Source organism: Pseudomonas anguilliseptica, from assembly GCF_021375795.1.
In the GTDB taxonomy this organism is placed as follows: domain Bacteria; phylum Pseudomonadota; class Gammaproteobacteria; order Pseudomonadales; family Pseudomonadaceae; genus Aquipseudomonas; species Aquipseudomonas anguilliseptica_A.
Map to the genome: position 1 here is coordinate 402,380 of NZ_JAEIOI010000001.1, position 23,789 is coordinate 426,168.

Sequence of the window (23,789 nt, forward strand, 5' to 3'; positions counted from 1 at the left end):
GCCGGCTAGCTGACTATGACTCTTCGCGGTTGCGCGTCAGCAGGGCCGGTTTTTCGCCGCGTGGACGTGCGCTTGCCAGTTCGTCGAGCTGCTCCGGGGTCGGGAAGCGGTCCAGGCGCGAGCCTTTGTGCATGATCACCGGTTGCTTGTCGCGCGGGCTTTTCACCGCAGCTTCCTGACGTGGCAGCTCATCGCGGTTCAGCGAGGTGGTGCGGGTGTCGCGTGGTGGGCGTGCACGGCCGGAGCCATTGCGGCCCTGGCCGCCTTGAGCGCCGCCGCCCTGACGACGGCCCTGGCCACCGGTATTGGCGCCGCCACCATTGTTACGCGGCTTGGCTGCGCGTGCACCCTGGCCGCTAGCATTGTTGGCGCCAGGCGCACCGGGCCGACGGCCACGGTTCTGCTGCTTGTTCTGATTCGGGCTGACGTAGTCGACACGGTTGCCGAAGTTGTCGATGTCATCATCGCGGAACTCGTCCGGCGCGCGGTCCGGAGGCAACGCAGGCACGGCCGGTGCAGCTGCGCGGGCCGAACCGCGAGGTTGTTGCGCGCGGCCACCCTGAGGCTTGCGGCTGTTATCGCGTCCGCTGTCCTTGCCTTTGTCCTTGCGTCCGCCGCCGTGGCGTTCGCCTTCTGCTTTGGCTCCGCGCGGTTGACGCGGCTTCTGCGGCTCGCGCACTTCCGGACGCTCGGCCTCAACGGTGCTGGCATCGAAGCCCTGCAAATCGCCATCCGGGATTTTCTGCTTGGTCATCCGTTCGATGGCTTTGAGCAGCTTCTCTTCGTCCGGAGCAACCAGGGAGATCGCTTCGCCGCTACGGCCGGCACGGCCGGTACGGCCGATGCGGTGCACGTAGTCTTCTTCAACGTTGGGCAACTCGAAGTTGACCACGTGGGGCAGCTGGTCGATATCCAGGCCGCGGGCGGCGATATCGGTGGCCACCAGAATGCGTACCTTGTTCGCCTTGAAGTCGGCCAGCGCCTTGGTGCGGGCGTTCTGGCTCTTGTTACCGTGGATCGCCACAGCTGGCAGACCGTGCTTGTCGAGGTATTCGGCCAGGCGGTTGGCGCCGTGTTTGGTGCGGGTAAACACCAGCACTTGCTCCCAGGCGCCCTGGGTGATCAGGTGGGCGAGCAGGGCGCGCTTGTGGCTGGCAGCCAGGCGGAAGACGCGCTGTTCGATACGCTCAACCGTGGTGTTCGGCGGCGTGACTTCGATGCGTTCCGGGTTGTGCAGCAGCTTGCCGGCGAGATCGGTGATGTCCTTGGAGAAGGTCGCCGAGAACAGCAGGTTCTGCCGTTGCGCGGGTAGCTTGGCCAGCACCTTCTTCACGTCATGGATAAAACCCATGTCGAGCATGCGGTCGGCTTCGTCGAGTACGAGGATTTCCACGTGCGAGAGGTCGATGGCGCGCTGGTTGGCCAGGTCGAGCAAACGGCCGGGGCATGCCACCAGCACGTCGACGCCCTTGGCCAGGGCCTGGATCTGCGGGTTCATGCCAACGCCGCCGAAGATGCAGGCGCTGACGAATTTCAAATCGCGGGCATACAGCTTGAAGCTGTCGTGCACCTGGGCGGCCAGTTCGCGGGTAGGGGTGAGCACCAGTACGCGCGGTTGTTTCGGACCGTGGCGTTGTTCGCGATCCGGGTGACCGTTAGGGAACAGTCGCTCGAGAATCGGCAGGGCAAAACCGCCCGTCTTACCTGTACCCGTCTGGGCCGCCACCATCAGGTCGCGACCTTGCAACGCGGCGGGGATAGCCCGCTGTTGCACCGGAGTGGGTTGGGTGTAGCCGGCATCTTCTACTGCACGGACTAAAGCCTCGGAGAGACCGAGGGAGGCAAAGGACATGTGTAATCCTGTCTAGTGAGGGCGCTGCCCTATGGGGTGTATTGCCAGGCTTGAATCACGCTTGGGGGGCGTAATCCCGTCCGGTACTGCTGGCCTCTGGGGACTAGCATCCGGGCGCAAGCCTGGCGGGAAGGCCCGAGTATAACAGAGCCGCCCTGCTGTGCGAGTGTCGGCCTGCCCGGTGGTTGCCCGCGCCAGGCAGCTCAGCAGTGGCGCGGGTTACAGCTGATCAGGTGACCAGTTTGTAGCAGGGCACATAGGCGCTGTTGCCCGGCAGTTTCATGCGGTGCTGATCGACGAAGGCCTGCAGCAGTCGATCCAGTTGCAGCATGATCTCGCGCTCGCCGCTGATTTCATACGGGCCGTGCTGCTCGATCAGGCGGATGCCCTTGTCCTTGACGTTGCCCGAGACAATCCCGGAAAACGCCCGGCGCAGGTTGGCCGCCAGCTCATGCACCGGCTGCTCGCGGGTCAGCTTGAGACTGGCCATATTGGCGTGCGTCGGCTCGAATGGGTGCTGGAAGCTCTCGTCGATCTTCAGCAGCCAGTTGAAGTGGAAGGCGTCGTTGTGTTCGCGGCGGAATTGTTTCACCGCCTTGATTCCCGCGGCCATTTCCCGGGCGACCTGCTCCGGGTCGTTGATGATGATGCGGTAGCGCTGTTGCGCCGTCTCACCCAGGGTCGCGCCGATAAATTCATGCAGCTGTTCCAAGTAGGCAGCGGCGCTGCGTGGCCCGGTCATGATCAGTGGAAAGGGGATGTTCTGATTATCCGGGTGCATGAGAATGCCGAGGAAATACAGCAGCTCCTCTGCTGTGCCCGCTCCGCCAGGGAAGATGATGATGCCGTGTCCGACGCGGACAAAGGCCTCCAGGCGCTTCTCGATATCCGGCAGGATCACCAGCTCATTAACGATTGGGTTGGGCGCTTCGGCGGCGATGATTCCCGGCTCGGTCAGACCCAGATAGCGGCCATGCACGTTGCGCTGTTTGGCGTGGGAGATGGTCGCGCCTTTCATCGGCCCTTTCATGACGCCAGGGCCGCAGCCGGTGCAGATGTCCAGCCCGCGCAGGCCGAGTTCGTGGCCGACTTTCTTGGTGTACTTGTATTCCTCGGTGCTGATCGAGTGCCCGCCCCAACACACCACAATTTTCGGTTCGACACCGGCGCGCAGGGTGTGGGCGTTACGTAGCAGATGGAAAACGTAATCGGTGATGCCCTGGGAACTGCTGAAATCGATGCGCTGGTTTTCCAGCTCGCTTTGCGTGTAGACGATGTCACGCAGGGCGCTGAACAGCATTTCGCGGGTGCTGGCGATCATTTCGCCATCGACGAAGGCATCGGCCGGCGCGTTGAACAGCTCCAGGCGGATGCCACGATCCTGCTGCAGGATGCGGATTTCGAAGTCCGGGTAGGCTTCCAGAATGGTCTTGGCGTTGTCGCTGTGCGAACCGGTGTTGAGGATGGCCAGGGCGCATTGGCGGAACAGCGCATAGACGCTGCCAGAACCGGTTTCGCGCAATTGTTGCACTTCACGCTGCGAGAGGGTTTCCAGACTGCCTTTGGGGGTGACGGACGCGTTGATGGTTTTTCTGCTGACCATTGAGCAACTCCATGGTGGTCTTGAGCTTCAAGCTATGCAGGGTTGACCTTGTGGTCAAGTCGGCGGCGGTGTTGAGTCGCTGCAGGATATGTCTGAGGCAGGGCGCTCTGTTGAAGTCACAGCTGAGGAGAGTGTCGCGGGAAGCGTCCATGGCACCTGGGGTGTCCATGGACGAGGTAGAGCCCCTCAGCGTGGCAGCTTGAGGTTGTTCCAGATCGCCAGGCTCGGTTCGGCCTGGTTCATGCTGTAGAAGTGCAGGCCCGGAGCGCCGCCCTGCAGCAGGCGTTCACACATTTCAGTGATGACCTGCTCGCCATACGCCTGGATGCTGTCGGTGTCGTCACCGTAGGCTTCCAGCTGCTTGCGCACCCAGCGTGGGATTTCCGCGCCGCAGGCGTCGGAGAAGCGCGCCAGCTTGCTGTAGTTGGTGATCGGCATGATACCCGGCACCACCGGAATGTCCACGCCCAGCTTGCGTACGCGGTCGACAAAGTAGAAGTAGCAGTCGGCGTTGAAGAAATACTGAGTGATCGCACTGTCCGCGCCGGCCTTGGCCTTGCGCACGAAGTTGGCGATGTCGTCTTCGAAATTGCGTGCCTGTGGGTGCATTTCCGGGTAGGCAGCGACTTCGATATGGAAGTGATCGCCGGTCTCGCTGCGGATGAACTCGACCAGTTCATTGGCATAGCGCAGCTCGCCGCTGGCCATGCCCATACCGGACGGCAGGTCGCCACGTAGGGCGACAATGCGCTTGATGCCGGAATCCTTGTACAGGGTCAGCAGCTCGCGCAGCTCGGCCTTGCTGTCGCCCACGCAGGACAGGTGCGGGGCCGTGCTGACACCGACATCGTTATTCAGCTGCAGCACGGTATTGAGCGTGCGGTCGCGGGTGGAGCCACCGGCACCATAGGTGCAGGAGAAGAAGTCGGGGTTGTAGGTCGCCAGTTGGCGCGCCACGTTCATCAGTTTTTCGTGCCCGGCTTCGGTCTTGGTGGGGAAGAACTCGAAGCTGTAACGGCGTTCTTGGCTCATAGGGTTTCTAGCCTTGCAGACGTAAGGTGGATGGCGTGCAGCCATCCACCGTGCGGGAAGTCGGCGGTGGATAAGCCCTGGGCTTATCCACCCTACGCATTAGTAGCGGTAAGCGTCCGGCTTGAACGGGCCTTCCACGGTCACGCCAATGTACTCGGCCTGCTGCTTGGTCAGTTGAGTGACCACGCCGCCGAAGCCCTTGACCATTTCCAGGGCGACTTCTTCGTCGAGCTTCTTCGGTAGCACTTCAACGGTCAGGCGCTCGGCCTTCTTCTCGGCGGACAGATCAGCGAACTTCTGCTCGAACAGGAAGATCTGCGCCAGCACCTGGTTGGCGAAGGAGCCGTCCATGATGCGGCTCGGGTGGCCAGTGGCGTTGCCCAGGTTCACCAGACGGCCTTCGGCCAGCAGGATCAGGTAGTCGTCGTTGGTCGGATCGAAGCTGCCGGCACCGGTGCGGTGAATCTTGTGCACCTGCGGTTTGACCTCTTCCCACGCCCAGTTCTTGCGCATGAAGGCGGTGTCGATTTCGTTATCGAAGTGGCCGATGTTGCACACCACGGCGCGCTTCTTCAGGGCCTTGAGCATACCGGCGTCGCAGACGTTGACGTTACCGGTGGTGGTGACGATCAGGTCGATCTTGCCCAGCAGCGCAGCGTCGACGCTGGCTTCGGTGCCATCGTTGAGGCCGTTCTTGTACGGGGAAACCAGCTCGAAGCCGTCCATGCAGGCCTGCATGGCGCAGATCGGGTCGATTTCGGAAACCTTGACGATCATGCCTTCCTGACGCAGGGACTGGGCCGAGCCCTTGCCCACGTCACCGTAGCCGATGACCAGCGCCTGCTTGCCCGACAGCAGGTGGTCGGTACCGCGCTTGATGGCGTCGTTGAGGCTGTGACGGCAGCCGTACTTGTTGTCGTTCTTGCTCTTGGTCACGGCGTCGTTGACGTTGATCGCCGGGACTTTCAGGGTGCCGGCCTTGAGCATGTCGAGCAGACGGTGCACACCGGTGGTGGTTTCTTCGGTGACGCCGTGGATGCGCTCGAGCATCTGCGGGTACTTCTTGTGCAGGATCTCGGTCAGGTCACCGCCGTCGTCGAGCACCATGTTGGCGTCCCACGGCTGGCCGTCCTTGAGGATGGTCTGCTCGATGCACCACTCGTACTCTTCTTCGGTTTCACCCTTCCAGGCGAACACCGGGATGCCGGCGGCGGCGATGGCGGCAGCGGCCTGATCCTGGGTGGAGAAGATGTTGCACGACGACCAGCGCACTTCGGCGCCCAGGGCGGTGAGCGTCTCGATCAGCACGCCGGTCTGGATGGTCATATGAATGCAGCCGATGATCTTCGCACCTTTCAGCGGTTGGCTGGCGGCGTATTTGCGGCGCAGGCCCATCAGTGCCGGCATCTCGGATTCGGCGATGATCAGCTCTTTGCGGCCCCAATCGGCCAGGGAGATGTCGGCGACTTTGAAATCATTGAAAGACATGCAATAGCACTCCATTCGTTGTCTGCGAATGGGCGCCGTTGATGCGTATGGTTAACGCCCCATCCGAGCCTGACAGGCGGAAGGTTGATTTGAATCCGCCTGATTGCATTGCTGGAATGCGCGGCTTGAGGATTCAAAACAGACTTACCGCATGCTGCAGCGCCCCTCGGACAGGTGGCGGGAGCGACCGGAGCTGTGCCGGCCACATGAAGCTGGCGAAGTATAGCCAGCCTGGGGCATAAGCCCAAGGCTTTCTGTCGGGGCAATTGGCTGGAGCGCCGTGTGTTCTGGCCAGTTCAGCCATCGCCCTGGCGGCGTATCTGCGCCAGGCTGCAGCTCTCACTATCCCCTCTCTGGAGCGTCCATGACTCTTGCCTACTGGTGCGTGTTGATTGCCATTGTCCTGCCTTACCTGGCCACCGCCAGCGCCAAGTTCCTCGGTGCCGGTTACGGGCCGCGTGCCAACAGTGATCCGCGGGCCTTTCTCTCCGGGCTGGAAGGCTGGCGCAAGCGGGCCAATAACGCCCAACTCAACGGTTTCGAGGTGACGCCGGCATTCGCCGCAGCAGTGATCATCGCTCACCAGGCCGGTGGTGCCGAGCAGGCGCTGCTGGATCAGCTGGCCATGGCCTTCGTGGCCAGCCGGTTGGTGTATTTCCTCTGCTATCTGGCCGACTGGGGGCCGATCCGTTCGCTGGTGTGGTTTGCCGGGATGGCGCTGATCGTCAGTCTGTTTGTGGTTTCCGCGTAACCTCTGCGCAGCAGCACCCGCGCGGCTTCTGACATCTGCGGCAAAACACCACGCTTGGCCGGTGGCGGACGGGTGGCGATACTGTCGCCCGTTATCCACCCGGTTGTTGGCAGTGAAGGTGTTATGAAGCTTAAAACCCTGTCCCTGGTTGTACTGGCGCTGGCTCTAAGTGGCTGCGGCGGTGTCGATCCCAATTCGCCGCAAGGCCAGCGGCAGGCATTGTTCAAGCAGATGCTCAAGGTCAGCGAAGACCTCGGCGGTATGCTACGTGGACGTCTGCCGTTCAAGGAACAGGCGTTTGTGGCGGGCGCCGCCGAGCTGGATCAGCTGACACGCAAGCCCTGGCAGCACTTCCCGCAGGTACGCGAAGAGGAGGGCGGTGAAAGCCGCGCCAAGGATGAAGTCTGGCAACGCCAGGCGCGCTTTCAGGAACTGGCCCAGGCCATGGAAGCCAGCACGGCTGCGTTGGTGGCCGCGACTGCCGTGCAACCGCTGACGCCTGAAGCACTCGCGGCGCCAATGCAGCGTGTCGAGGACAGTTGCAAGGCCTGCCATGAAGAGTTTCGCGCGTTCTAGACCTCTCAAAACCCGGCAATCTGCGCTCCTCGCAACTGGGCTTGCAGGCTTTTGACCTCGGGATGCTGAAAGAACGCTTCTAACTGCGCCGCGCGGTGCGCGCCGATACCCGGTTGACGTTGCCAATCGGCGGCACTGCGCTGAGCCAGGCTGTCCCAGTCGGCGTCCAGCGGCACTTGGCGCGGAACCCCGAGGGCGCGCAGCCAGGCCTGCTGCGGACGTGCGCGGGCCAGCTGGAAGCTCTGCTGCAAAGCTGCTGCGCTGCGTGGGCCAAGGCCGGGTACGTGGCTCAGCTGCTCGGTGGACAGGTCCAGCCAGTCCAGCAGGCCGTTGATCTTTCCCGCCTGCAACAGCTTTTCCCAGGTGCCGGGGCCGACCCCAGGCAGGGCCAGACCCTGTTTGCCGCTAAGCCAGGCCAGGCGTGCGCGAAACTGGCTGGCGCAACCGACGCTGGCCTGCCAGCAGCTCAGCGTGTTGTAAGCACTGGCATCCGGCACTTGCAGTTCGGCGCGCTCCTGGGTATGCCAGAGCACGCTGTCGAGCACCGGAATGGTCAGCCCGGAGAGGCGAATCACCACCTGATCACCGGGGCGAATATCCAGTGCCTGCCAGCGCTGCAGTGAGTTGGCGCTGACGTATTCGATGCGTCGGTCATCCAGTTTTACCGGCTGTACGCGCAGCACTGGGGTGATACGCCCGCTGCGGCCAATGCGAAAGTCCACAGCCTGCACCACGGCCAGGGCCTGGCTGACCGGGTATTTCCAGGCCACTGCCCAATGTGGCGGTTGCGCTTGCCAGCGTGCGGCCAGTGGGCGCTGGCTCTGGCGCAGGACTACGCCATCGCTGGCAAAGGGCAGGGCGTTGCGATACCACTGCTCGCGCCAGCGCGTGGCGTCGGCCACGCTGCGGATGGGCTGGCTGAACCGGGCGCTGTCGGCAAAGCCCAGGGCATTCAATTGTTGCAGGCGCTCCAGCAGGCTGGCCGGACCGTCGGGCCAGTCCCAGACAAACAAGCCAATACCTGCGGCGTCCTCGCCGCTCAGCGTCTGCCGATTCATAAGACCGGCCACCTTGCTGCGTGCGCCCTGGCTGCCATGCTTGTGCTGGATATGTGCTGGCATGCGCCAGTACAGCTCGCCTTGCAGGGTCAGGTTCAGTGCCGAAGGCAACTCGGCGGGAATTGCTGGTAGCTGGCGGGCCAGGGCGGTCCAGTCCTGCCCCTGACGGCCGTCACCGCGACTGATCAACTGCTGCAAACGGCCTTGGCGATACACCAGGCTGACAGCCACACCATCAACCTTGGGCTGAATCCACAGCTCATCGCGGTTGGCGATCCAGCGCGCGACGGCGTGTTTGTCCGGCAGCTTGCGCAGACCGGTGTGGGCCACCGGGTGTGGTTGCGGCCCGGCGCTGCTGGCCAGTGGGTTATCAGTTGCACTGTGGGCTGTGGGGAAGCAGCTGCGCCAGTGCTGCAACGTGCTGCTGGCCTGGTCATACAGCTCGTCGGCGACCGGGCTTTGTCCCTGGCGGTGGTAAGCATCGTCCCATGCGGCCAGCTGTTGGCTCAGGGCATTGAGTTCGCGTTCGGCGCGGCTGGCGGCCCAGTCGGGGCAGGCGGCCCAGAGGGAATTGCAGAACAGCAGCAGACAGGCAATGCGGGCGTTCATCGTGAGCGTCCTTGCTCGGCAGATGGCCCACTCAGCCTAGCCGCTTTTACACCGGCAGGCCGAATTGCGGGCAAGAAAAAGCCCCGCACAAGGCGGGGCTTTGGCTGTTGCGCTGAGCTTACAGACCGGCAGCGGCGCGCAGGTCGGCGACCTTGTCGGTCTTCTCCCAAGTAAAGGTGCTGAAGGTGTCGTCGCCAACGGTCTTCTGCTGCGGCGTACGGCCGAAGTGGCCGTAGGCGGCTGTCTCCTGGTACATCGGGTGCAGCAGGTCGAGCATCTTGGTGATGGCGTACGGACGCAGGTCGAAGACTTCCCGCACCAGCTTGATGATCTTGTCTTCGGCGATCTTGTGGGTGCCGAAGGTGTTGATCGAGATGGAGGTCGGCAGGGCCACGCCGATGGCGTAGGACACCTGGATCTCGCAGCGGTCAGCCAGGCCGGCGGCGACAATATTCTTCGCCACGTAACGACCGGCGTAAGCGGCGGAACGGTCGACCTTGGATGGGTCCTTGCCGGAGAACGCGCCACCGCCGTGACGAGCCATGCCGCCGTAGGAGTCGACGATGATCTTGCGCCCGGTCAGGCCGCAGTCGCCCACCGGGCCGCCGATCACAAAGTTGCCGGTCGGGTTGATGTGGAACTGGGTGTCCTTGTGCAGCAGTTCGGCCGGCAGGGCGTGCTTGATAATCAGTTCCATCACGCCTTCACGCAGATCGCTCAGCGACACTTCCGGGTTGTGCTGGGTGGACAGCACCACGGCGTCGATGCCGACCACCTTGCCGTTCTCGTACTGGCAGGTGACCTGGCTCTTGGCATCTGGGCGCAGCCACGGCAGCAGGCCGGACTTGCGCGCTTCTGCCTGGCGCTGCACCAGGCGGTGGCTGAAGCAGATTGGTGCTGGCATCAGCACGTCGGTTTCGTTGCTGGCGTAGCCGAACATCAGGCCCTGATCGCCGGCGCCCTGGTCTTCTGGCTTGGCGCGGTCGACGCCCTGGTTGATGTCCGGGGACTGCTTGCCAATGATGTTCATCACGCCGCAGGTGGCGCCGTCGAAGCCGACGTCGGAGCTGGTGTAGCCGATGTCGCAGATCACGTCACGGACGATCTGTTCCAGGTCAACCCAGGCGCTGGTGGTGACTTCGCCGGCGACGATGGCGACGCCGGTCTTGACCAGGGTCTCCACGGCCACGCGGGCGTGTTTGTCCTGGGCGATGATGGCGTCGAGGACGGCATCGGAGATCTGGTCGGCGATCTTGTCCGGATGGCCTTCGGATACGGACTCGGAGGTAAAGAGGGAGTATTCGCTCATCGTGCGGGTTCCTGTTGGTGACCGGTAATTGCAGCCCGGAGGCCATGAGTTATTGAAGGTTTGGCGAAGTGCCGCACCTGAATCTGGAAGCCGTTGCGCAAGCCCACATAGAGGCTTTCGCAGGTGTTGAGGCCGGCTGCGCTGGCCCAGCGGGCCAGGTCGTCCTGTTCGAAGCCCAGCCACAGGTCGCCGCAGGCTTCGCGGGCCCAGCTTTGGTTGTGGCTGCACAGTTCGGTGATCAGCAGGCTGCCGCCGGGTTTTGCGCGTTGCGCCAACTGCTTGAGCGCCTCGGCCGGGACGGCGAAATGATGCAGCACCATGTTCAGCACCAGGCAGTCGGCGGCTGGGTACTCGTCCTGCAGGGCGTCGGCCAGTTGCAGCTGAACATTGCCCAGGCCTTCTTGCTCGCAGCGCAGGCGCGCCAGCTCGAGCATCGCTGCGCTGTTGTCCAGCGCCAGCACCTGCTGAAAGCGCTGTGCCAGGTCCGGGAGAAAACCGCCGTCGCCGGGGCCGATTTCCACGGCGCAGGCTGCGTCGGCAAACTCCAGGGAGTCGAGCAGCGCCAGTACGCTGTCGCGGTACTGTGGCAGGCCGGCGATCAGGTCCTGCTGAGCCTGGAAGCTCGCTGCCGTACGGGCGAAGAATTCCTGGCTGGCGGCGGCGCGTTGGCCATGCACTTCGGCAATCCGCCCTTGCACCTCGGCCGGCAATTGCAGGCTGTCAATTTCTTCGAGCAAGGCATTGTGCAGGCGACTGCCCAGCTGTTCGCTCTGCGCCAGGGCGCGGCGGTAGAAAATTGCGTTGCCTTCACGGCGGGTGGCGACCAGGCCAGCCTGGGCCAGCACCTTGAGGTGGTGGCTGATGCCGGATTGACCGGTGGCGAAGATCTGCGCCAGCTCGAGGACACCGAACGAGTCGTTGGCCAGGGCGCGCAGAATATTCAGGCGCAGCGCATCGCCGCTGGCCTTGCACAGGGCAGCGAGGGCGTCGACAGGCTCGAAGGCCAGATGGGCGGCGCGCATATTCATAGGTCGGGCAGTCTAGTCGGTCATTTTTTATCCAGCAAGGGCAATATCAAAAAGTTTTGATATTGCCCTTGCTGGCGCTTAGCGCCTGTTCCACCTGCTCCAGCAGTGCATTAGCGGCCGGGCTTAGGCTGTGTTCGCGGCGCCAGATGGCATGCAGGTCACGGCTGATCTGCAGGTCGCGAACGGGCAGGTGGCACAGCTGTCCGCTGCGCAGCTCCTGCTGCACTGCCAGTTCGGAAATCCAGGCCACGGCTTGGCCGGCCAGTAGGCTGCGCTTCAGCGCCTCACTGTTGCCCAGGGCCATGGCGATACGCGGTTGCAGGCCGAGTGCCTGGTAAGCCTGCTCCAGTGTGGCGCGGGTGCCGGACCCTTGCTCGCGGATCAGCAGGGCGGCGTCGGCAAGCTCAACCGGGCTGACGCTCGCCTGCTTGGCCAACGGATGCTTGGGGCTGGCGACGGACAGCAACGCATCCGTGCCCAGGTGGCGGTGATTGAACTGCTCCGCGGTGAATGGCCCTTCGATAAAGGCCAGAGTGATGGCGTTGTCTTCCAGTTGTTGCAGGCAGGCTGCGGTGTTGTCGATCTGCAGGCTCAGTTGCAGGTCGGGGTATTGCTGATGAAAGGCCGCGATCAGCGTTGGCAGCAGGTAGCTGCCCAGGGTGGCGCTGGCGCCCAGGTGCAACTCACCGCAGCCGAGGTTGGCGAAGGCTTGCAGGTCGCGCTCGGCGGCTTGCTCCAAGGCAAAGATGCGCTCGGCATAAGGCAGCAGACGTTGCCCGGCGGCGGTCAGGGTCACGCCACGGCTTTGTCGATCAAACAGCGGCAAGCGCAGGCGTGCTTCCAGCTCGCGGATCTCGCGGGTCACCGCCGGCTGACTGATAAACAGGCGGGCGGCTCCCGCGCTGATGCTGCCGGTCTGGGCGATGGCGAGAAAGACCTTGAGGTGGTGTAGATTCATAAATAGAAGGTATGCCTTGTATCTTTTATATGTATTTTACCTATAGCACGGCTCTGCCTAACCTCCCAGTCATGGATCGCCAGTGGCGATTGTCTGTGAGGAATGCCGTGATGTTGCGCCCCTTTACCCGTTTGCATGAGCCGCTGGCTTTTGTTCGTCAATTCACCCCCAACTGGTTCGCCATGACCATGGGCACCGGCGTGCTGGCCCAGGTGGTGGCCAAGTTGCCGCTGTCTTTCCCTGGGCAGATGCTGCTGGCCGAAGGCCTGTGGTGGCTGACCGCGCTGCTGTTTGGCCTGTTCAGCCTGTTGTTTGCCGCGCGCCTGCTGCTGTTTCGCGACACGCTGTGGCCGATGCTCGATCACCCTGTGCAGTCTATGTTTCTCGGCGCGATTCCCATGGGGTTGGTGCAGGTGATCAACGGCCTGCTGCTGTTTGCCGTGCCGGTGCATGGTGCGCCCATCGTGATGCTGGCCCATGGCTTGTGGTGGCTGGCGTTGGTGCTGGCGATTGGTGTGGCGCTGGGGGTGCCGTACCTGATGTTCACCCGGCAGAAGCATGTGCTGGAAACCCTGACTGGCGTCTGGCTGCTGCCGATTGTCGCGCCGGAGGTGGTGGCCAGCGGCGCGGCCGCCTTGGCACCGCACCTGGCTGCGGAATCGGCGCAATTACTACTCAGTCTGGGCTATGTGCTGTGGGGCTTGTCGCTGAGCCTGGCGTTTGCCCTGATCGCCCTGGTGCTGCTGCGCCTGGCCCTGCACAAGTTGCCGGATATGGATTTTGCCGCCAGCAGCTGGCTGCCACTGGGGCCGCTGGCCACCGGTTGCCTGGGCTTGATCAGCCTGGGGCAAGCGGCGCCGCAGGCCTGGCAGGGCACCGCGTTGCAGGGTGCGGCCGAAATGGCGCAGCAACTGGGCCTGGTCGGTGGGTTGGCGCTGTGGGGCGCGGGGTTGTGGTGGTTGGTGGCGGCCAGTCTGTTTACCCAGCACTACATGCGCCGTGAGCTGCCGTTCAACCTGGGCTGGTGGGGTTTCACCTTCCCGCTGGGGGTGTTCACCCTGGCCACCTTTGCCTTGCAGCAGCTGACCGGCCTGGCCTTCTTCACCTGGGTGGGCCTGCTGCTGGCAGCCAAGCTGGTGCTGGTCTGGGGGCTGGTGATGCGCCGTACGCTGCACGGTTTGTGGCACGGTGAGCTGTTTCGCGCCCCCTGTCTGGCCACGCAAGCATCGATTTGAGGCGGCTGACCGGGGGCTAATCGCTGATTGTCTGGGCTTAACGACCATCTGTGATTGCCCCCATGGCGCTGCTGGGCGAAAATGGCCGCCTTTTTCGACCCTCAGTTGCCCAAGCAGCCCCCGCAGGAGATTCAGTGATGCCCAGCCGTCGTGAGCGAGCCAATGCCATTCGTGCCCTCAGCATGGATGCCGTGCAGAAAGCCAACAGCGGCCACCCCGGTGCCCCGATGGGCATGGCGGATATCGCCGAAGTCCTATGGCGCGACTTCCTCAAGCACAACCCAAGCAACCCGAAATTCGCCGACCGTGACCGCTTTGTGCTGTCCAACGGCCACGGCTCGATGCTGATCTACTCGCTGCTGCACCTGACCGGCTACGACCTGGGCATCGAAGACCTGAAAAACTTCCGCCAGCTGCACAGCCGCACCCCGGGCCACCCGGAATACGGCTACACCCCAGGCGTGGAAACCACCACTGGCCCGCTGGGTCAGGGCATTGCCAACGCCGTCGGTTTCGCCATTGCCGAGAAGGTACTGGGCGCGCAGTTCAACCGTGACGGCCACCAGATCGTTGACCACTTCACCTACGCCTTCCTCGGCGACGGCTGCATGATGGAAGGCATCAGCCATGAAGTCTGCTCCTTGGCCGGCACTCTGGGCTTGGGCAAGCTGGTGGCGTTCTATGACGACAACGGCATCTCCATCGACGGTGAAGTTGAAGGCTGGTTCACCGACGACACCCCGGCGCGCTTCGAAGCCTACGGCTGGCAGGTGATCCGCAATGTCGACGGCCACGACGCCGACGAAATCAAGATGGCCATCGAGACCGCGCGCAAGGCCAGCGACCGCCCGACCCTGATCTGCTGCAAGACCACCATCGGCTTTGGTTCACCGAACAAGCAGGGTAAGGAAGAGTGCCACGGCGCGCCGCTGGGCAATGACGAAATCGCCCTGACCCGCGCCACCCTGGGCTGGAACCATGGCCCGTTCGAAATCCCGGCGGACATCTACGCCGAGTGGGATGCCAAGGACGCGGGTGCCGCCGCTGAAGCCGAGTGGAACGAGCGCTTTGCCGCCTATGCCGCTGCCCACCCTGAGCTGGCCAGCGAGTTCAACCGCCGTATCAGCGGTGAGCTGCCGGCTGATTTCGCCGAGAAAGCCGCTGCCTACATCAAGGACGTCGCCGAGAAGGGTGAAACCATCGCCAGCCGCAAGGCCAGCCAGAACACCCTGAACGCGTTCGGCCCGCTGTTACCGGAATTCCTTGGCGGCTCGGCCGACCTGGCCGGCTCCAACCTGACCCTTTGGAAAGGCTGCAAAGGTGTGTCGGCAGACGACGCGTCCGGCAACTATATGTTCTACGGCGTGCGCGAGTTCGGCATGAGCGCGATCATGAACGGCGTGGCCCTGCACGGCGGCTTCGTGCCGTACGGCGCGACCTTCCTGATCTTTATGGAATACGCCCGCAACGCCGTACGCATGTCGGCGCTGATGAAACAGCGTGTGCTCTATGTATTCACCCACGACTCCATTGGTCTGGGTGAAGACGGCCCGACTCACCAGCCGATCGAGCAGCTGGCCAGCCTGCGCGGCACGCCGAACCTCGACACCTGGCGCCCATGCGACGCCGTGGAGTCCGCCGTGGCCTGGAAATACGCCATCGAGCGCAAAGACGGCCCGTCAGCACTGATCTTCAGCCGCCAAAACCTGCCGCACCAGAGCCGTGATGCCCAGCAGCTTAGTGATATTGAACGTGGCGGTTACGTGCTCAAGGACAGCGCTGGCGAGCCGGAACTGATCCTGATCGCCACCGGTTCGGAAGTCGGTCTGGCCGTGGCCGCCTACGACAAACTGACCGCCGCCGGGCGAAAGGTGCGCGTGGTGTCGATGCCGTCCACCAGTGTGTTCGACGCTCAGGACGCCGGCTACAAGCAGGACGTGCTGCCGCTGCAGGTCGGTGCGCGTATCGCCATCGAGGCCTCGCACGCCGACTACTGGTACAAGTACGTGGGCCTGGAGGGTCGCATCATTGGCATGACCACCTTCGGTGAGTCGGCCCCGGCTCCGGCGCTGTTCGAGGAATTCGGCTTTACCGTCGAAAACATCTTGGAAACCGCCGCCGAGCTGCTCGACGCCTGATCCGGCGAATGATGGGTGAGATGCCGCATTGCGGCTCACCCATCCTACGGCTCCCTATCGAGACCAACATGTCCAAGCGCCCCTATCGAATTGCCCTCAACGGTTACGGCCGTATTGGCCGCTGCGTGCTGCGTGCGTTGCATGAGCGCGGTGCGGGAGCGCAGTTGGAAATCGTCGCGCTGAATGATCTTGCCGATCAGGCCAGCATCGAATACCTGACCCGTTTCGACTCCACCCATGGGCGTTTCCCCGGTGAGGTGAAGGTCGACGGCGATTGCCTGCATATCAACGGCGACTGCGTAAAAGTTCTGCGCCAGGCCAGCCCGGAAGCCATCGACTGGGCGGCGCTGGATATCGACCTGCTGCTCGAATGCTCCGGTCAGTACACCAGCCGCAGCGAAGCGCAGCGCTTTATTGAGGCTGGCGCGCCGCGAGTGCTGCTGTCACAACCGATGGCCAGTGAAGCGGATATCGACGCCACAGTGGTCTACGGGGTCAATCAGGATTGCCTGAGCGGCGCCGAGCAGCTGGTGTCCAACGCCTCCTGCACCACCAACTGCGGCGTACCGCTGCTCAAGCTGCTGAATGAGACGGTGGGCATCGACTATGTGTCGATCACCACCATCCACTCGGCGATGAACGACCAGCCGGTGATCGACGCCTACCACCACGAAGACCTGCGCCGCACGCGTTCGGCCTTTCAGTCGGTGATTCCGGTCTCTACCGGGTTGGCCCGTGGTATCGAGCGCCTGCTGCCAGAGCTTGCCGGGCGTATCCAGGCCAAAGCCATTCGTGTGCCGACGGTGAACGTGTCGTGCCTGGACATCACCCTGCAGACCGCGCGTGACACCTCCACCGAGGAGATCAACCGCGTGTTGCGCCAGGCCGCGGAAAGCGGCCCGCTCAAGGGCTTGCTGGCCTACACCGAACTGCCGCACGCCAGTTGCGACTTCAACCATGACCCGCATTCGGCCATCGTCGATGGCAGCCAGACCCGCGTCTCCGGGCCGCGTCTGGTCAACCTGCTGGCTTGGTTCGACAACGAGTGGGGGTTTGCCAACCGCATGCTCGATGTTGCTGAACACTTTCTCTCCCTGACTACTCCAGCCCCCGTGAAGGACTGATATATGACCGTTCTGAAGATGACCGACCTCGACCTCGCCGGTAAGCGCGTGCTGATCCGCGAAGACCTCAACGTGCCGGTAAAAGACGGCGCGGTGAAGAGCGACGCGCGCATCCTCGCCTCCCTGCCGACCATCAAACTGGCATTGGAGAAGGGCGCAGCGGTCATGGTCTGTTCGCACCTGGGGCGTCCGACCGAGGGCGAATTCAGCGAAGAGAACAGCCTGGCGCCGGTCGCGGCCTACCTGAGCAAGGCGCTGGATCGCGACGTGCCGCTGGTCAAGGACTACCTGGGCGGTGTCGAGGTGAAAGCCGGTGAGATCGTGCTGTTCGAGAACGTGCGCTTCAACAAGGGCGAGAAGAAAAACGCCGATGAACTGGCCCAGCAATACGCCGCCTTGTGCGACGTGTTCGTCATGGATGCCTTCGGCACTGCTCACCGCGCCGAGGGTTCGACCCATGGCGTAGCCAAGTTCGCCAAGGTCGCCTGCGCCGGCCCGCTGCTGGCGGCCGAGCTGGACGCCCTGGGCAAGGCGCTCGGTGCACCGGCCCGTCCGATGCTGGCCATCGTCGCCGGCTCCAAGGTGTCGACCAAGCTGGACGTGCTCAACTCCCTGGCCGATATCTGCGACTCGCTGATCGTCGGCGGCGGTATCGCCAACACCTTCCTCGCCGCTGCCGGCCTGCCAGTGGGCAAGTCGCTGTATGAAGCGGATCTGGTCGACACCGCCAAGGCCATCGCGGCCAAGGTCAGCGTGCCGTTGCCGGTCGACGTGGTGGTGGCCAAGGCCTTCGCCGAAGACGCCGAAGCCACCATCAAGGCCGTGGCCGACGTGGCCGAAGACGACATGATCCTCGACATTGGCCCTCAGACCGCGGCCATGTTTGCCGAGATGCTCAAGGCCTCCAGCACCATCCTGTGGAACGGCCCTGTGGGCGTGTTCGAGTTCGACCAGTTCGGCAATGGCACCAAGGCCCTGGCCCTGGCCATCGCCGAAAGCTCGGCGTTCTCCATTGCCGGCGGTGGCGACACCCTGGCGGCCATCGACAAGTACGGCGTGGCGGCGAATATCTCCTACATTTCCACCGGTGGTGGTGCCTTCCTCGAGTTCGTCGAGGGCAAAGTGCTGCCGGCCGTTGACGTGCTGGAACAGCGCGCCAAGTAATTAAGGAGTGATGGCCATGCTGAAGCCTGTTTCCCTGCTGGTGTTGTCCGCTCTGTTAGGCGCATGCGCCAGCCAGCCGGCACCCTCGGACAACTGGACGCGCTGGGTCTGCGACAGTCAGGCCGAAGTGCTCTGGCGCTTTGCCGACAGCAGCCTTGAGTCGGTTGACGTGCGCCTGGGCGGCGGCGATATCGTTTATCGCCTGACTCAGGAGCCTGCAGCTTCCGGGGCGTTGTACAGCGACGGCATGCTGTCCTTCCATACCAAGGGCGAAGAAGGGCTGGTGTACTGGACGGCCAACGATGACCTGATCGGCCGTGGCTGCAAGGCACCCTGAAACGACTTGAATACAGGCCGGGTTTGCTCCCGGTCTGAATGACTTGAATAGCGCCTGCCCCTGCGGCAGGCTTGCACGATTAACCCCACCGGGAGAAAGAACACCATGGCACTTATCAGCATGCGCCAGATGCTCGACCACGCCGCCGAATTCGGCTACGGCGTGCCGGCCTTCAACGTCAACAACCTCGAGCAGATGCGCGCGATCATGGAAGCGGCCGACAAGACCGACTCCCCGGTGATCGTCCAGGCTTCCGCTGGCGCCCGTAAATACGCCGGCGCGCCGTTCCTGCGCCACCTGATTCTGGCGGCCATCGAAGAATTCCCGCATATCCCGGTGTGTATGCACCAGGACCACGGCACCAGCCCGGACGTCTGCCAGCGCTCGATCCAGCTGGGCTTTTCCTCGGTGATGATGGACGGCTCGCTGAAAGAAGACGGCAAGACCCCGGCCGACTACGACTACAACGTCCGCGTGACCCAGCAGACCGTGGCGTTTGCCCACGCCTGCGGCGTTTCCGTGGAAGGTGAGCTGGGTTGCCTGGGCAGCCTGGAAACCGGCATGGCCGGCGAAGAAGACGGTGTTGGCGCCGAAGGCGTACTCGACCACAGCCAGATGCTCACTGATCCGGAAGAAGCCGCTGACTTCGTCAAGCGCACCCAGGTCGATGCCCTGGCCATCGCCATCGGCACCAGCCACGGCGCCTACAAGTTCACCAAGCCGCCGACCGGTGACATCCTCGCCATCGACCGCATCAAGGAAATCCACAAGCGCATCCCCAACACCCACCTGGTGATGCACGGTTCCTCTTCTGTTCCGCAAGAGTGGCTGGCGATCATCAACCAGTACGGCGGCGACATCAAAGAAACCTACGGCGTACCGGTTGAAGAAATCGTCGAAGGCATCAAGTACGGCGTGCGCAAGGTCAACATCGACACCGACCTGCGTCTGGCCTCCACTGGTGCGATGCGCCGTCTGATGGCCACCAACCCAAGCGAGTTCGACCCGCGCAAATTCTTTGGCGCCACCGTGACCGCCATGCGCGACATCTGCATCGCCCGTTATGAAGCCTTCGGCACCGCCGGCAACGCCTCGAAGATCAAACCGATCTCCCTGGAAGGCATGTTCCAGCGCTACGCTAAAGGCGAATTAGCGGCCAAGGTTAACTAACGCTGTTGCTGTACTGAGAGCCCCGCCGAAGCGGGGCTTTTTGTTGGCTATGTCCCCGTGTTGTGGTGCATGCGATGGGTAGGTTGGGTTAAGGAGCAACGCGACGAAGCCCAACGAGAAGGCCGCTGCTTGTTGGGCTTCGCTGCGCTCAACACCAACCTACGACTTTGTGCCTTATCGCATGCAATAGGTTCTGAGTCGTTATCCAGGAGGACTCTATGACGAGGTTGATCGCGTTGTTGGTCGGACTAGCCGTATTGGCCGGCTGTGCCAGTCAGCCGCCGGTTGGCGAGCCGCCAGTCGCCATAACCATGGCGAGCGATCCGCAGCGCTGTGATAGCCGTGCCGAGTGCACCACCAAGGTCTCGCGTACCCTGTTGTTTGTCTACGACTACGCGGCGGTCGGCGCGCCGCTGGTGCAGCGCGATGGACGCTTGCTGTTTACCCCGGCCGATGCCCCCGTCACTGATTGGCCGGCGCTTTATATTCGCCTGGCCGAAGCCGAACACAGCGCCTTTGCCTTTAATGCGCAGTGCCGGGCGCAGGCCTGTCGCCTGACGGCCCCACAGCTACTGCAGATCTACCGCAGCTACCTGGCAGACAAACCCTGCGCCTTCAGTACGGCGGTGTGCCGTATCGACTAACGCGGTGGTAGGCCGGCGAGAAACGCCAGAATTGCCGCCTGCACCCGTGGCGTGTCCTGCGGCGAGAGGATATCGCCGGCCAGCACGTGGTGTGACGGATCCTGGGTGTCCTTGAGGGCAATCAGCTGTTTGTGCGGCGAGCCGAAGCGGGCAAAGGCGGCCTCGATGGCGGGGGCACTGACCACCTGATCGTCCTGTGAATAGAGTGTGAGAATCGGCGCACTGATCTGCTCCAGCGGCTGCTCACGCATGTATTTCACCAGCGCCATCATCGGCAGCAGCGCCTGCACCGGGTAGCGGTGGCTCCAGTAGCGCGCCTGCTCGGCGTTACGCGGTTGCCACTGATGTTCCGGGCCCAGCAACAGGGGTACAAAGTGCGTGGCCCAGGGCCAGGTGAGTACGGTGGCGGCTGGGTCTTTGGGAGCAAAGTTCGGCGACACCATGACGTAGGCCAGCGTCTGCGGATTATCGCCTTGCAAGGCCAGCCAGGTGGCCAGGGTGGCGCCGGTGGAGGTGCCGATCACCAGCACCTGTTTGCCCAAGCGCTGGCCGATCTGCAGGGCCTCCTGACTGTCCTGCAGCCAGTCCTGCACGCTGGCCTCGGCCATCGCGGCCTCGCTACGGCCGTGACCGGTGAGGCGGGTGTAGAACAGGTTGGCGCTCAGCTGCTGGGCCAGTCGGTCGCTGAGCGGTGCGGTTTCCTGGCGAGTGGCCGAGTAACCATGCAGGTAGATGATCGCCAGGTCGGTCTGGCGCTTATCCGGATAAGCCCAGACGATGGTTTTTTCCGCGCCGGGGGTGATGTCCGCGTGGCGCGCTTCACTTTCGCTCAGGTAGCGCTCAAGGTCGGCGGGCAACTGGGCAGGCGTCAGTGGCGTGTCGACGGGTGGCACGGGACCGAGGATGAATACTACGACAAGCAGTGCGAGGGTCAGCGCAGCAAGGGACAGGGCTTTTTTCATCGTGCGGTTCTTGTGTGAGTTGTTGTCGGCAGGATGGCTGTCGGCATTCTGCTACAGCCCGGTGCCTGCTGCCATCGCCCATCCGTGTGCGTGGAAAAACCATGTAAAACACCGACTATCTGTGGGTGCGCAGGCTGGGCCATACTCGGCGCACCCTTTTCCCGGATATTCGCCCGCATGCCAAGCAAACTCCGCACCCTGTTGTACTTTCTACTGGCCGTGCTGCTGGCGAGCGCACTGGGCAGTGTGTTGCAGACCCAGTTCAACCTGGCCAATCTGCAGGCCCTTGGCGCGCCGATGTCGCTGAGCGTGCGCCTGCACACCACCGGCCTGGATCTGCTCGGTTTCAGCCCGACCTTCGCGGTGCTGGTGCTGCTCGGTTTTGTCTTTGCCTTGCCATCTGCCAGCCTGCTGACGCGCAGTTGGCCAGGTGGGCGCTGGCTGCTATTTGCCCTGGCTGGGGCACTGGCGGTTCTGGCGGCCATGGCGCTGGCCAATGCGCTGTTGCCGATGCCGACGCTGATTGGCGCCAACCGCAGCCTGGCCGGCACCCTCGGCTTGATGGCCTGCGGCAGCCTGGGGGCGCTGTTGTTCGCCAGCCTGGCGCAGCGCGCGTCGGCAGTTCACGCCTGACTCCATCCACTTCGACCATAAGGCCCGTGCCATGCTGAATACTTCCCGTGCCCTGCTGTTGCTTGGTCTGCTTGGCAGCAGCCTGGCCAGCGCCATGGATTACCGCATCGAAACCGTGACTGAAGGCCTGGAGCATCCCTGGTCCATGGCCTTTTTATCGGATGGGCGCATGCTGGTGACCGAGCGAGTCGGTCGCCTGCGTATCATCGAGCAGGACGGCAGCCTCAATCCGCAGCCGGTCGGTGGCGTGCCCGAAGGCTTTGTCGCGGCCCAGGCCGGGTTGATGGAGGTGCTGCTCGACCCTGATTTTGCCAGCAATCAGCAGCTCTACCTGAGCTATGCCTACGGCACTACCCAGGCCAACAACACCCGCCTGAGCAAGGCTCGGCTGGTCGATGGTCAGCTGCAGGACGTGCAAGTGCTGTTCAGCGCGCAGCCGGCCAAGTCCGGTGCCGCGCATTACGGCGGGCGCATGGCCTGGCTGCCAGACAACAGCCTGGTGCTGACCCTGGGCGATGGCTTCGACTGGCGCGAGCAGGCCCAGGACCCGAGTAACCACCTCGGCAAGATCGTGCGCCTCAATCGCGACGGCAGCATTCCCAAGGACAACCCGCTGGTGGGCCAGACCGGCGCGGCCGCAGAGATCTACAGCCTGGGCCACCGCAACGTGCAGGGCATCGTCTATGACGCCGAGTCGCAACGCCTGTACAGCCATGAGCATGGTCCGCGCGGTGGTGACGAGCTGAACCTGATCAAACCCGGCAATAACTATGGCTGGCCGCTGATCACCTACGGCATCGACTACACCGGCGCGCAGATTTCGCCGTACACCGAGCTGCCCGGTCTGCAGCAACCCTTGCTGCACTGGACGCCCTCGGTGGCACCGTCGAGCCTGACCCAGTATCGCGGCGCGCTGTTCCCCGAATGGCAGGGCGACCTGTTTGCCTCGACCCTGGCCGAACGCAGCGTGCGCCGCATTCGCCTGCAAGACGGCAAGCGGGTCGAGCAGGAAGTGCTGTTTGCAGAGTTGGGCGAGCGTATCCGCGATGTTCGCAGCGGCCCGGACGGTGCGTTGTATCTGCTGACTGACAGCGCCGAGGGACGGCTGCTGCGTGTGCTGCCGAAGCAGTAGCTCCGCCGAATGACCTTGAACGCCGCACCCTGACGCGTGCGGCGTGCGGCATAATCCACGGCCTTACTGTGCCCATACTGCTTCGACCATGACCCCGCTTAAATACCTGCAAGGCTACCCGGCCCAGCTGCAAGACAAGATTCGCCAGCTGATTGCCGAGCAGCGTCTGGGCGATTACCTGGCGCGCTCTTACAGCGGCAAGCACGGGATTCAGAGCGACAAGGCGCTGTACGCCTATATCCAGGGCCTCAAGCAGGAGCATTTGCGCAATGCCCCGGCCATCGACAAGGTGCTCTACGACAGTCGCCTCGACCTGACTCATCGGGCCCTCGGTCTGCACACGGCAATCTCGCGGGTGCAGGGTGGCAAGCTCAAGGCGAAGAAGGAAATCCGTGTGGCCTCGTTGTTCAAGGACGCCGCGCCGGAATTTCTGCAGATGATCGTGGTGCACGAGCTGGCGCACCTCAAAGAGGCCGAGCACAACAAGGCTTTCTACAAACTCTGCGAGTACATGCTGCCGGGCTATCACCAGCTGGAGTTCGATCTGCGCGTATACCTGACCTGGCGCGAGTTGCCGGGTACGGCCGGTGAATTGTCAGCCCCGCAGCAGTAGATTGAGCTGATCGACCACCTCGGCCCAGTCAGCATCTTCAAGAATTTCTTCGCACAGAAAGGCCGCTTGCGCCTTGTCCCAGAACGGCGCGTCGGCCAACCGGCAGTCTTCCGCTAAAGGCGAGTGCTGTTTGATAAAACGCTCGATGCTGGCCTGGTCATGATCCAGGCCAAGTTGTTTGAACAGTGACGGCAGGCTGTGGGTATGTGCTTGCATGGGGGCTCCTGAGGTTGGATGGCGAAGGAATAGGCTGACTATCAAGTGATAGCAGCTTTATCGACAGGCAGGCACTCGAACCGCTGTATGCAGGTGTTTTGCCGAGCGGGCCTGGGTATTGTGGCGTGCATCGGGGCTGACCTGCTAGGCTGGCAGA

Annotated in this window: 22 protein-coding genes and 1 riboswitch; of the genes, 12 read left to right on the forward strand and 10 right to left on the reverse strand. The window is 63.2% G+C overall.

What is annotated here, in order from left to right:
• Positions 1-13 precede the first annotated feature (13 nt).
• The 4 genes from IOD17_RS01875 to ahcY form a co-directional block, all read right to left on the reverse strand.
• Positions 14-1,852, reverse strand: coding sequence for a DEAD/DEAH box helicase (locus tag IOD17_RS01875; protein WP_233683417.1), 1,839 nt, complete (start codon positions 1,850-1,852; stop codon positions 14-16).
• A gap of 229 nt (positions 1,853-2,081) precedes the next feature.
• Complete coding sequence (gene ppnN / locus IOD17_RS01880; protein WP_233683418.1) at positions 2,082-3,455, reverse strand: nucleotide 5'-monophosphate nucleosidase PpnN; 1,374 nt, start codon at positions 3,453-3,455, stop codon at positions 2,082-2,084.
• 186 nt (positions 3,456-3,641) lie between these two features.
• A complete protein-coding gene (metF, locus tag IOD17_RS01885; RefSeq protein ID WP_233683419.1) occupies positions 3,642-4,487 on the reverse strand; it encodes a methylenetetrahydrofolate reductase [NAD(P)H] in 846 nt (281 codons plus the stop codon).
• Between the two features lie 99 nt (positions 4,488-4,586).
• Complete coding sequence (ahcY, locus tag IOD17_RS01890; RefSeq protein ID WP_233683420.1) at positions 4,587-5,975, reverse strand: adenosylhomocysteinase; 1,389 nt, start codon at positions 5,973-5,975, stop codon at positions 4,587-4,589.
• A gap of 23 nt (positions 5,976-5,998) precedes the next feature.
• Positions 5,999-6,149, reverse strand: a riboswitch (S-adenosyl-L-homocysteine riboswitch).
• A gap of 190 nt (positions 6,150-6,339) precedes the next feature.
• Here ahcY and IOD17_RS01895 point away from each other — a divergent pair.
• Together IOD17_RS01895 and IOD17_RS01900 are read left to right on the forward strand one after the other, a co-directional pair.
• A complete protein-coding gene (locus tag IOD17_RS01895) occupies positions 6,340-6,726 on the forward strand; it encodes an MAPEG family protein (RefSeq protein WP_233683421.1) in 387 nt (128 codons plus the stop codon).
• Positions 6,727-6,849: 123 nt separating this feature from the next.
• Positions 6,850-7,302, forward strand: a complete 453-nt coding sequence (locus IOD17_RS01900) for a c-type cytochrome (RefSeq protein WP_233683422.1) — start codon at positions 6,850-6,852, stop codon at positions 7,300-7,302.
• Positions 7,303-7,307: 5 nt separating this feature from the next.
• Here IOD17_RS01900 and ligB read toward each other — a convergent pair whose 3' ends face one another.
• The 4 genes from ligB to IOD17_RS01920 form a co-directional block, all read right to left on the reverse strand.
• Positions 7,308-8,969, reverse strand: coding sequence for an NAD-dependent DNA ligase LigB (gene ligB, locus IOD17_RS01905; protein ID WP_233683423.1), 1,662 nt, complete (start codon positions 8,967-8,969; stop codon positions 7,308-7,310).
• Between the two features lie 118 nt (positions 8,970-9,087).
• Entirely contained in the window at positions 9,088-10,278 is a 1,191-nt protein-coding gene (metK, locus tag IOD17_RS01910; protein ID WP_233683424.1) for a methionine adenosyltransferase, read from the reverse strand.
• Positions 10,275-11,306 (reverse strand): ArsR/SmtB family transcription factor, encoded by a 1,032-nt coding sequence (locus IOD17_RS01915; protein ID WP_233683425.1) that lies wholly within the window; start codon positions 11,304-11,306, stop codon positions 10,275-10,277. The genes metK and IOD17_RS01915 overlap by 4 nt, the downstream gene beginning before the upstream one ends.
• Positions 11,307-11,352: 46 nt before the next feature.
• Positions 11,353-12,264 carry a LysR family transcriptional regulator gene (locus tag IOD17_RS01920; RefSeq protein WP_233683426.1) on the reverse strand — a complete coding sequence of 304 codons (912 nt, stop codon included), beginning with the start codon at positions 12,262-12,264 and terminating at the stop codon, positions 11,353-11,355.
• A 110-nt stretch (positions 12,265-12,374) separates the two neighbouring features.
• On the opposite strand from IOD17_RS01920, the gene IOD17_RS01925 reads away from it, so the two are divergent.
• From IOD17_RS01925 to IOD17_RS01955, 7 genes are all read left to right on the forward strand, one after another.
• The gene (locus IOD17_RS01925) at positions 12,375-13,499 is read left to right on the forward strand and encodes a TDT family transporter (protein WP_233683427.1); all 1,125 of its coding nucleotides are present in this window, start codon (positions 12,375-12,377) and stop codon (positions 13,497-13,499) included.
• Positions 13,500-13,636: 137 nt separating this feature from the next.
• On the forward strand, positions 13,637-15,637 hold the full coding sequence (tkt, locus tag IOD17_RS01930; RefSeq protein ID WP_233683428.1) for a transketolase: 2,001 nt from the start codon (positions 13,637-13,639) through the stop codon (positions 15,635-15,637).
• Between the two features lie 68 nt (positions 15,638-15,705).
• Positions 15,706-16,761 carry an erythrose-4-phosphate dehydrogenase gene (gene epd / locus IOD17_RS01935; protein ID WP_233683429.1) on the forward strand — a complete coding sequence of 352 codons (1,056 nt, stop codon included), beginning with the start codon at positions 15,706-15,708 and terminating at the stop codon, positions 16,759-16,761.
• A 3-nt stretch (positions 16,762-16,764) separates the two neighbouring features.
• A complete protein-coding gene (locus IOD17_RS01940; protein ID WP_233683430.1) occupies positions 16,765-17,925 on the forward strand; it encodes a phosphoglycerate kinase in 1,161 nt (386 codons plus the stop codon).
• A 16-nt stretch (positions 17,926-17,941) separates the two neighbouring features.
• Positions 17,942-18,262: an MliC family protein gene (locus tag IOD17_RS01945; protein WP_392541043.1), complete on the forward strand. Its 321-nt coding sequence runs from the start codon at positions 17,942-17,944 to the stop codon at positions 18,260-18,262.
• Positions 18,263-18,367: 105 nt separating this feature from the next.
• On the forward strand, positions 18,368-19,432 hold the full coding sequence (fba, locus tag IOD17_RS01950) for a class II fructose-bisphosphate aldolase (protein WP_090380503.1): 1,065 nt from the start codon (positions 18,368-18,370) through the stop codon (positions 19,430-19,432).
• 218 nt (positions 19,433-19,650) lie between these two features.
• Entirely contained in the window at positions 19,651-20,076 is a 426-nt protein-coding gene (locus IOD17_RS01955; RefSeq protein WP_233683432.1) for a hypothetical protein, read from the forward strand.
• On the opposite strand, the gene IOD17_RS01960 is transcribed toward IOD17_RS01955, so the two are convergent.
• Positions 20,073-21,038, reverse strand: coding sequence for an alpha/beta hydrolase (locus tag IOD17_RS01960; protein WP_233683433.1), 966 nt, complete (start codon positions 21,036-21,038; stop codon positions 20,073-20,075). The two genes, IOD17_RS01955 and IOD17_RS01960, sit on opposite strands and share 4 nt — an antisense overlap.
• A gap of 177 nt (positions 21,039-21,215) precedes the next feature.
• Between IOD17_RS01960 and IOD17_RS01965 the strand changes: the two genes are divergently transcribed.
• The 3 genes from IOD17_RS01965 to IOD17_RS01975 all read left to right on the forward strand — a co-directional run bounded on the left by IOD17_RS01965 (position 21,216) and on the right by IOD17_RS01975 (position 23,416).
• Positions 21,216-21,671 carry a hypothetical protein gene (locus IOD17_RS01965; RefSeq protein WP_233683434.1) on the forward strand — a complete coding sequence of 152 codons (456 nt, stop codon included), beginning with the start codon at positions 21,216-21,218 and terminating at the stop codon, positions 21,669-21,671.
• A 31-nt stretch (positions 21,672-21,702) separates the two neighbouring features.
• On the forward strand, positions 21,703-22,803 hold the full coding sequence (locus tag IOD17_RS01970) for a PQQ-dependent sugar dehydrogenase (RefSeq protein WP_233683435.1): 1,101 nt from the start codon (positions 21,703-21,705) through the stop codon (positions 22,801-22,803).
• Positions 22,804-22,891: 88 nt separating this feature from the next.
• Positions 22,892-23,416 carry a YgjP-like metallopeptidase domain-containing protein gene (locus IOD17_RS01975; protein ID WP_233683436.1) on the forward strand — a complete coding sequence of 175 codons (525 nt, stop codon included), beginning with the start codon at positions 22,892-22,894 and terminating at the stop codon, positions 23,414-23,416.
• On the opposite strand, the gene IOD17_RS01980 is transcribed toward IOD17_RS01975, so the two are convergent.
• Positions 23,399-23,632 (reverse strand): DUF2789 domain-containing protein, encoded by a 234-nt coding sequence (locus tag IOD17_RS01980; RefSeq protein ID WP_233683437.1) that lies wholly within the window; start codon positions 23,630-23,632, stop codon positions 23,399-23,401. The genes IOD17_RS01975 and IOD17_RS01980 overlap by 18 nt on opposite strands.
• Between the last annotated feature and the right edge of the window lie 157 nt (positions 23,633-23,789).

Coding starts and splice junctions, on each gene's coding strand:
- IOD17_RS01925 (WP_233683427.1), top strand. CDS start 12,375: ATGTTGCGCCCCTTTACCCGTTTGCATGAGCCGCTGGCTTTTGTTCGT.
- epd (WP_233683429.1), top strand. CDS start 15,706: ATGTCCAAGCGCCCCTATCGAATTGCCCTCAACGGTTACGGCCGTATT.
- IOD17_RS01900 (WP_233683422.1), top strand. CDS start 6,850: ATGAAGCTTAAAACCCTGTCCCTGGTTGTACTGGCGCTGGCTCTAAGT.
- IOD17_RS01965 (WP_233683434.1), top strand. CDS start 21,216: ATGCCAAGCAAACTCCGCACCCTGTTGTACTTTCTACTGGCCGTGCTG.
- metK (WP_233683424.1), bottom strand. CDS start 10,278: ATGAGCGAATACTCCCTCTTTACCTCCGAGTCCGTATCCGAAGGCCAT.
- IOD17_RS01970 (WP_233683435.1), top strand. CDS start 21,703: ATGCTGAATACTTCCCGTGCCCTGCTGTTGCTTGGTCTGCTTGGCAGC.
- IOD17_RS01895 (WP_233683421.1), top strand. CDS start 6,340: ATGACTCTTGCCTACTGGTGCGTGTTGATTGCCATTGTCCTGCCTTAC.
- IOD17_RS01915 (WP_233683425.1), bottom strand. CDS start 11,306: ATGAATATGCGCGCCGCCCATCTGGCCTTCGAGCCTGTCGACGCCCTC.
- IOD17_RS01875 (WP_233683417.1), bottom strand. CDS start 1,852: ATGTCCTTTGCCTCCCTCGGTCTCTCCGAGGCTTTAGTCCGTGCAGTA.
- IOD17_RS01945 (WP_392541043.1), top strand. CDS start 17,942: ATGCTGAAGCCTGTTTCCCTGCTGGTGTTGTCCGCTCTGTTAGGCGCA.
- ligB (WP_233683423.1), bottom strand. CDS start 8,969: ATGAACGCCCGCATTGCCTGTCTGCTGCTGTTCTGCAATTCCCTCTGG.
- IOD17_RS01955 (WP_233683432.1), top strand. CDS start 19,651: ATGACGAGGTTGATCGCGTTGTTGGTCGGACTAGCCGTATTGGCCGGC.
- IOD17_RS01980 (WP_233683437.1), bottom strand. CDS start 23,632: ATGCAAGCACATACCCACAGCCTGCCGTCACTGTTCAAACAACTTGGC.
- ppnN (WP_233683418.1), bottom strand. CDS start 3,455: ATGGTCAGCAGAAAAACCATCAACGCGTCCGTCACCCCCAAAGGCAGT.
- IOD17_RS01940 (WP_233683430.1), top strand. CDS start 16,765: ATGACCGTTCTGAAGATGACCGACCTCGACCTCGCCGGTAAGCGCGTG.
- fba (WP_090380503.1), top strand. CDS start 18,368: ATGGCACTTATCAGCATGCGCCAGATGCTCGACCACGCCGCCGAATTC.
- ahcY (WP_233683420.1), bottom strand. CDS start 5,975: ATGTCTTTCAATGATTTCAAAGTCGCCGACATCTCCCTGGCCGATTGG.
- IOD17_RS01920 (WP_233683426.1), bottom strand. CDS start 12,264: ATGAATCTACACCACCTCAAGGTCTTTCTCGCCATCGCCCAGACCGGC.
- tkt (WP_233683428.1), top strand. CDS start 13,637: ATGCCCAGCCGTCGTGAGCGAGCCAATGCCATTCGTGCCCTCAGCATG.
- IOD17_RS01975 (WP_233683436.1), top strand. CDS start 22,892: ATGACCCCGCTTAAATACCTGCAAGGCTACCCGGCCCAGCTGCAAGAC.
- IOD17_RS01960 (WP_233683433.1), bottom strand. CDS start 21,038: ATGAAAAAAGCCCTGTCCCTTGCTGCGCTGACCCTCGCACTGCTTGTC.
- metF (WP_233683419.1), bottom strand. CDS start 4,487: ATGAGCCAAGAACGCCGTTACAGCTTCGAGTTCTTCCCCACCAAGACC.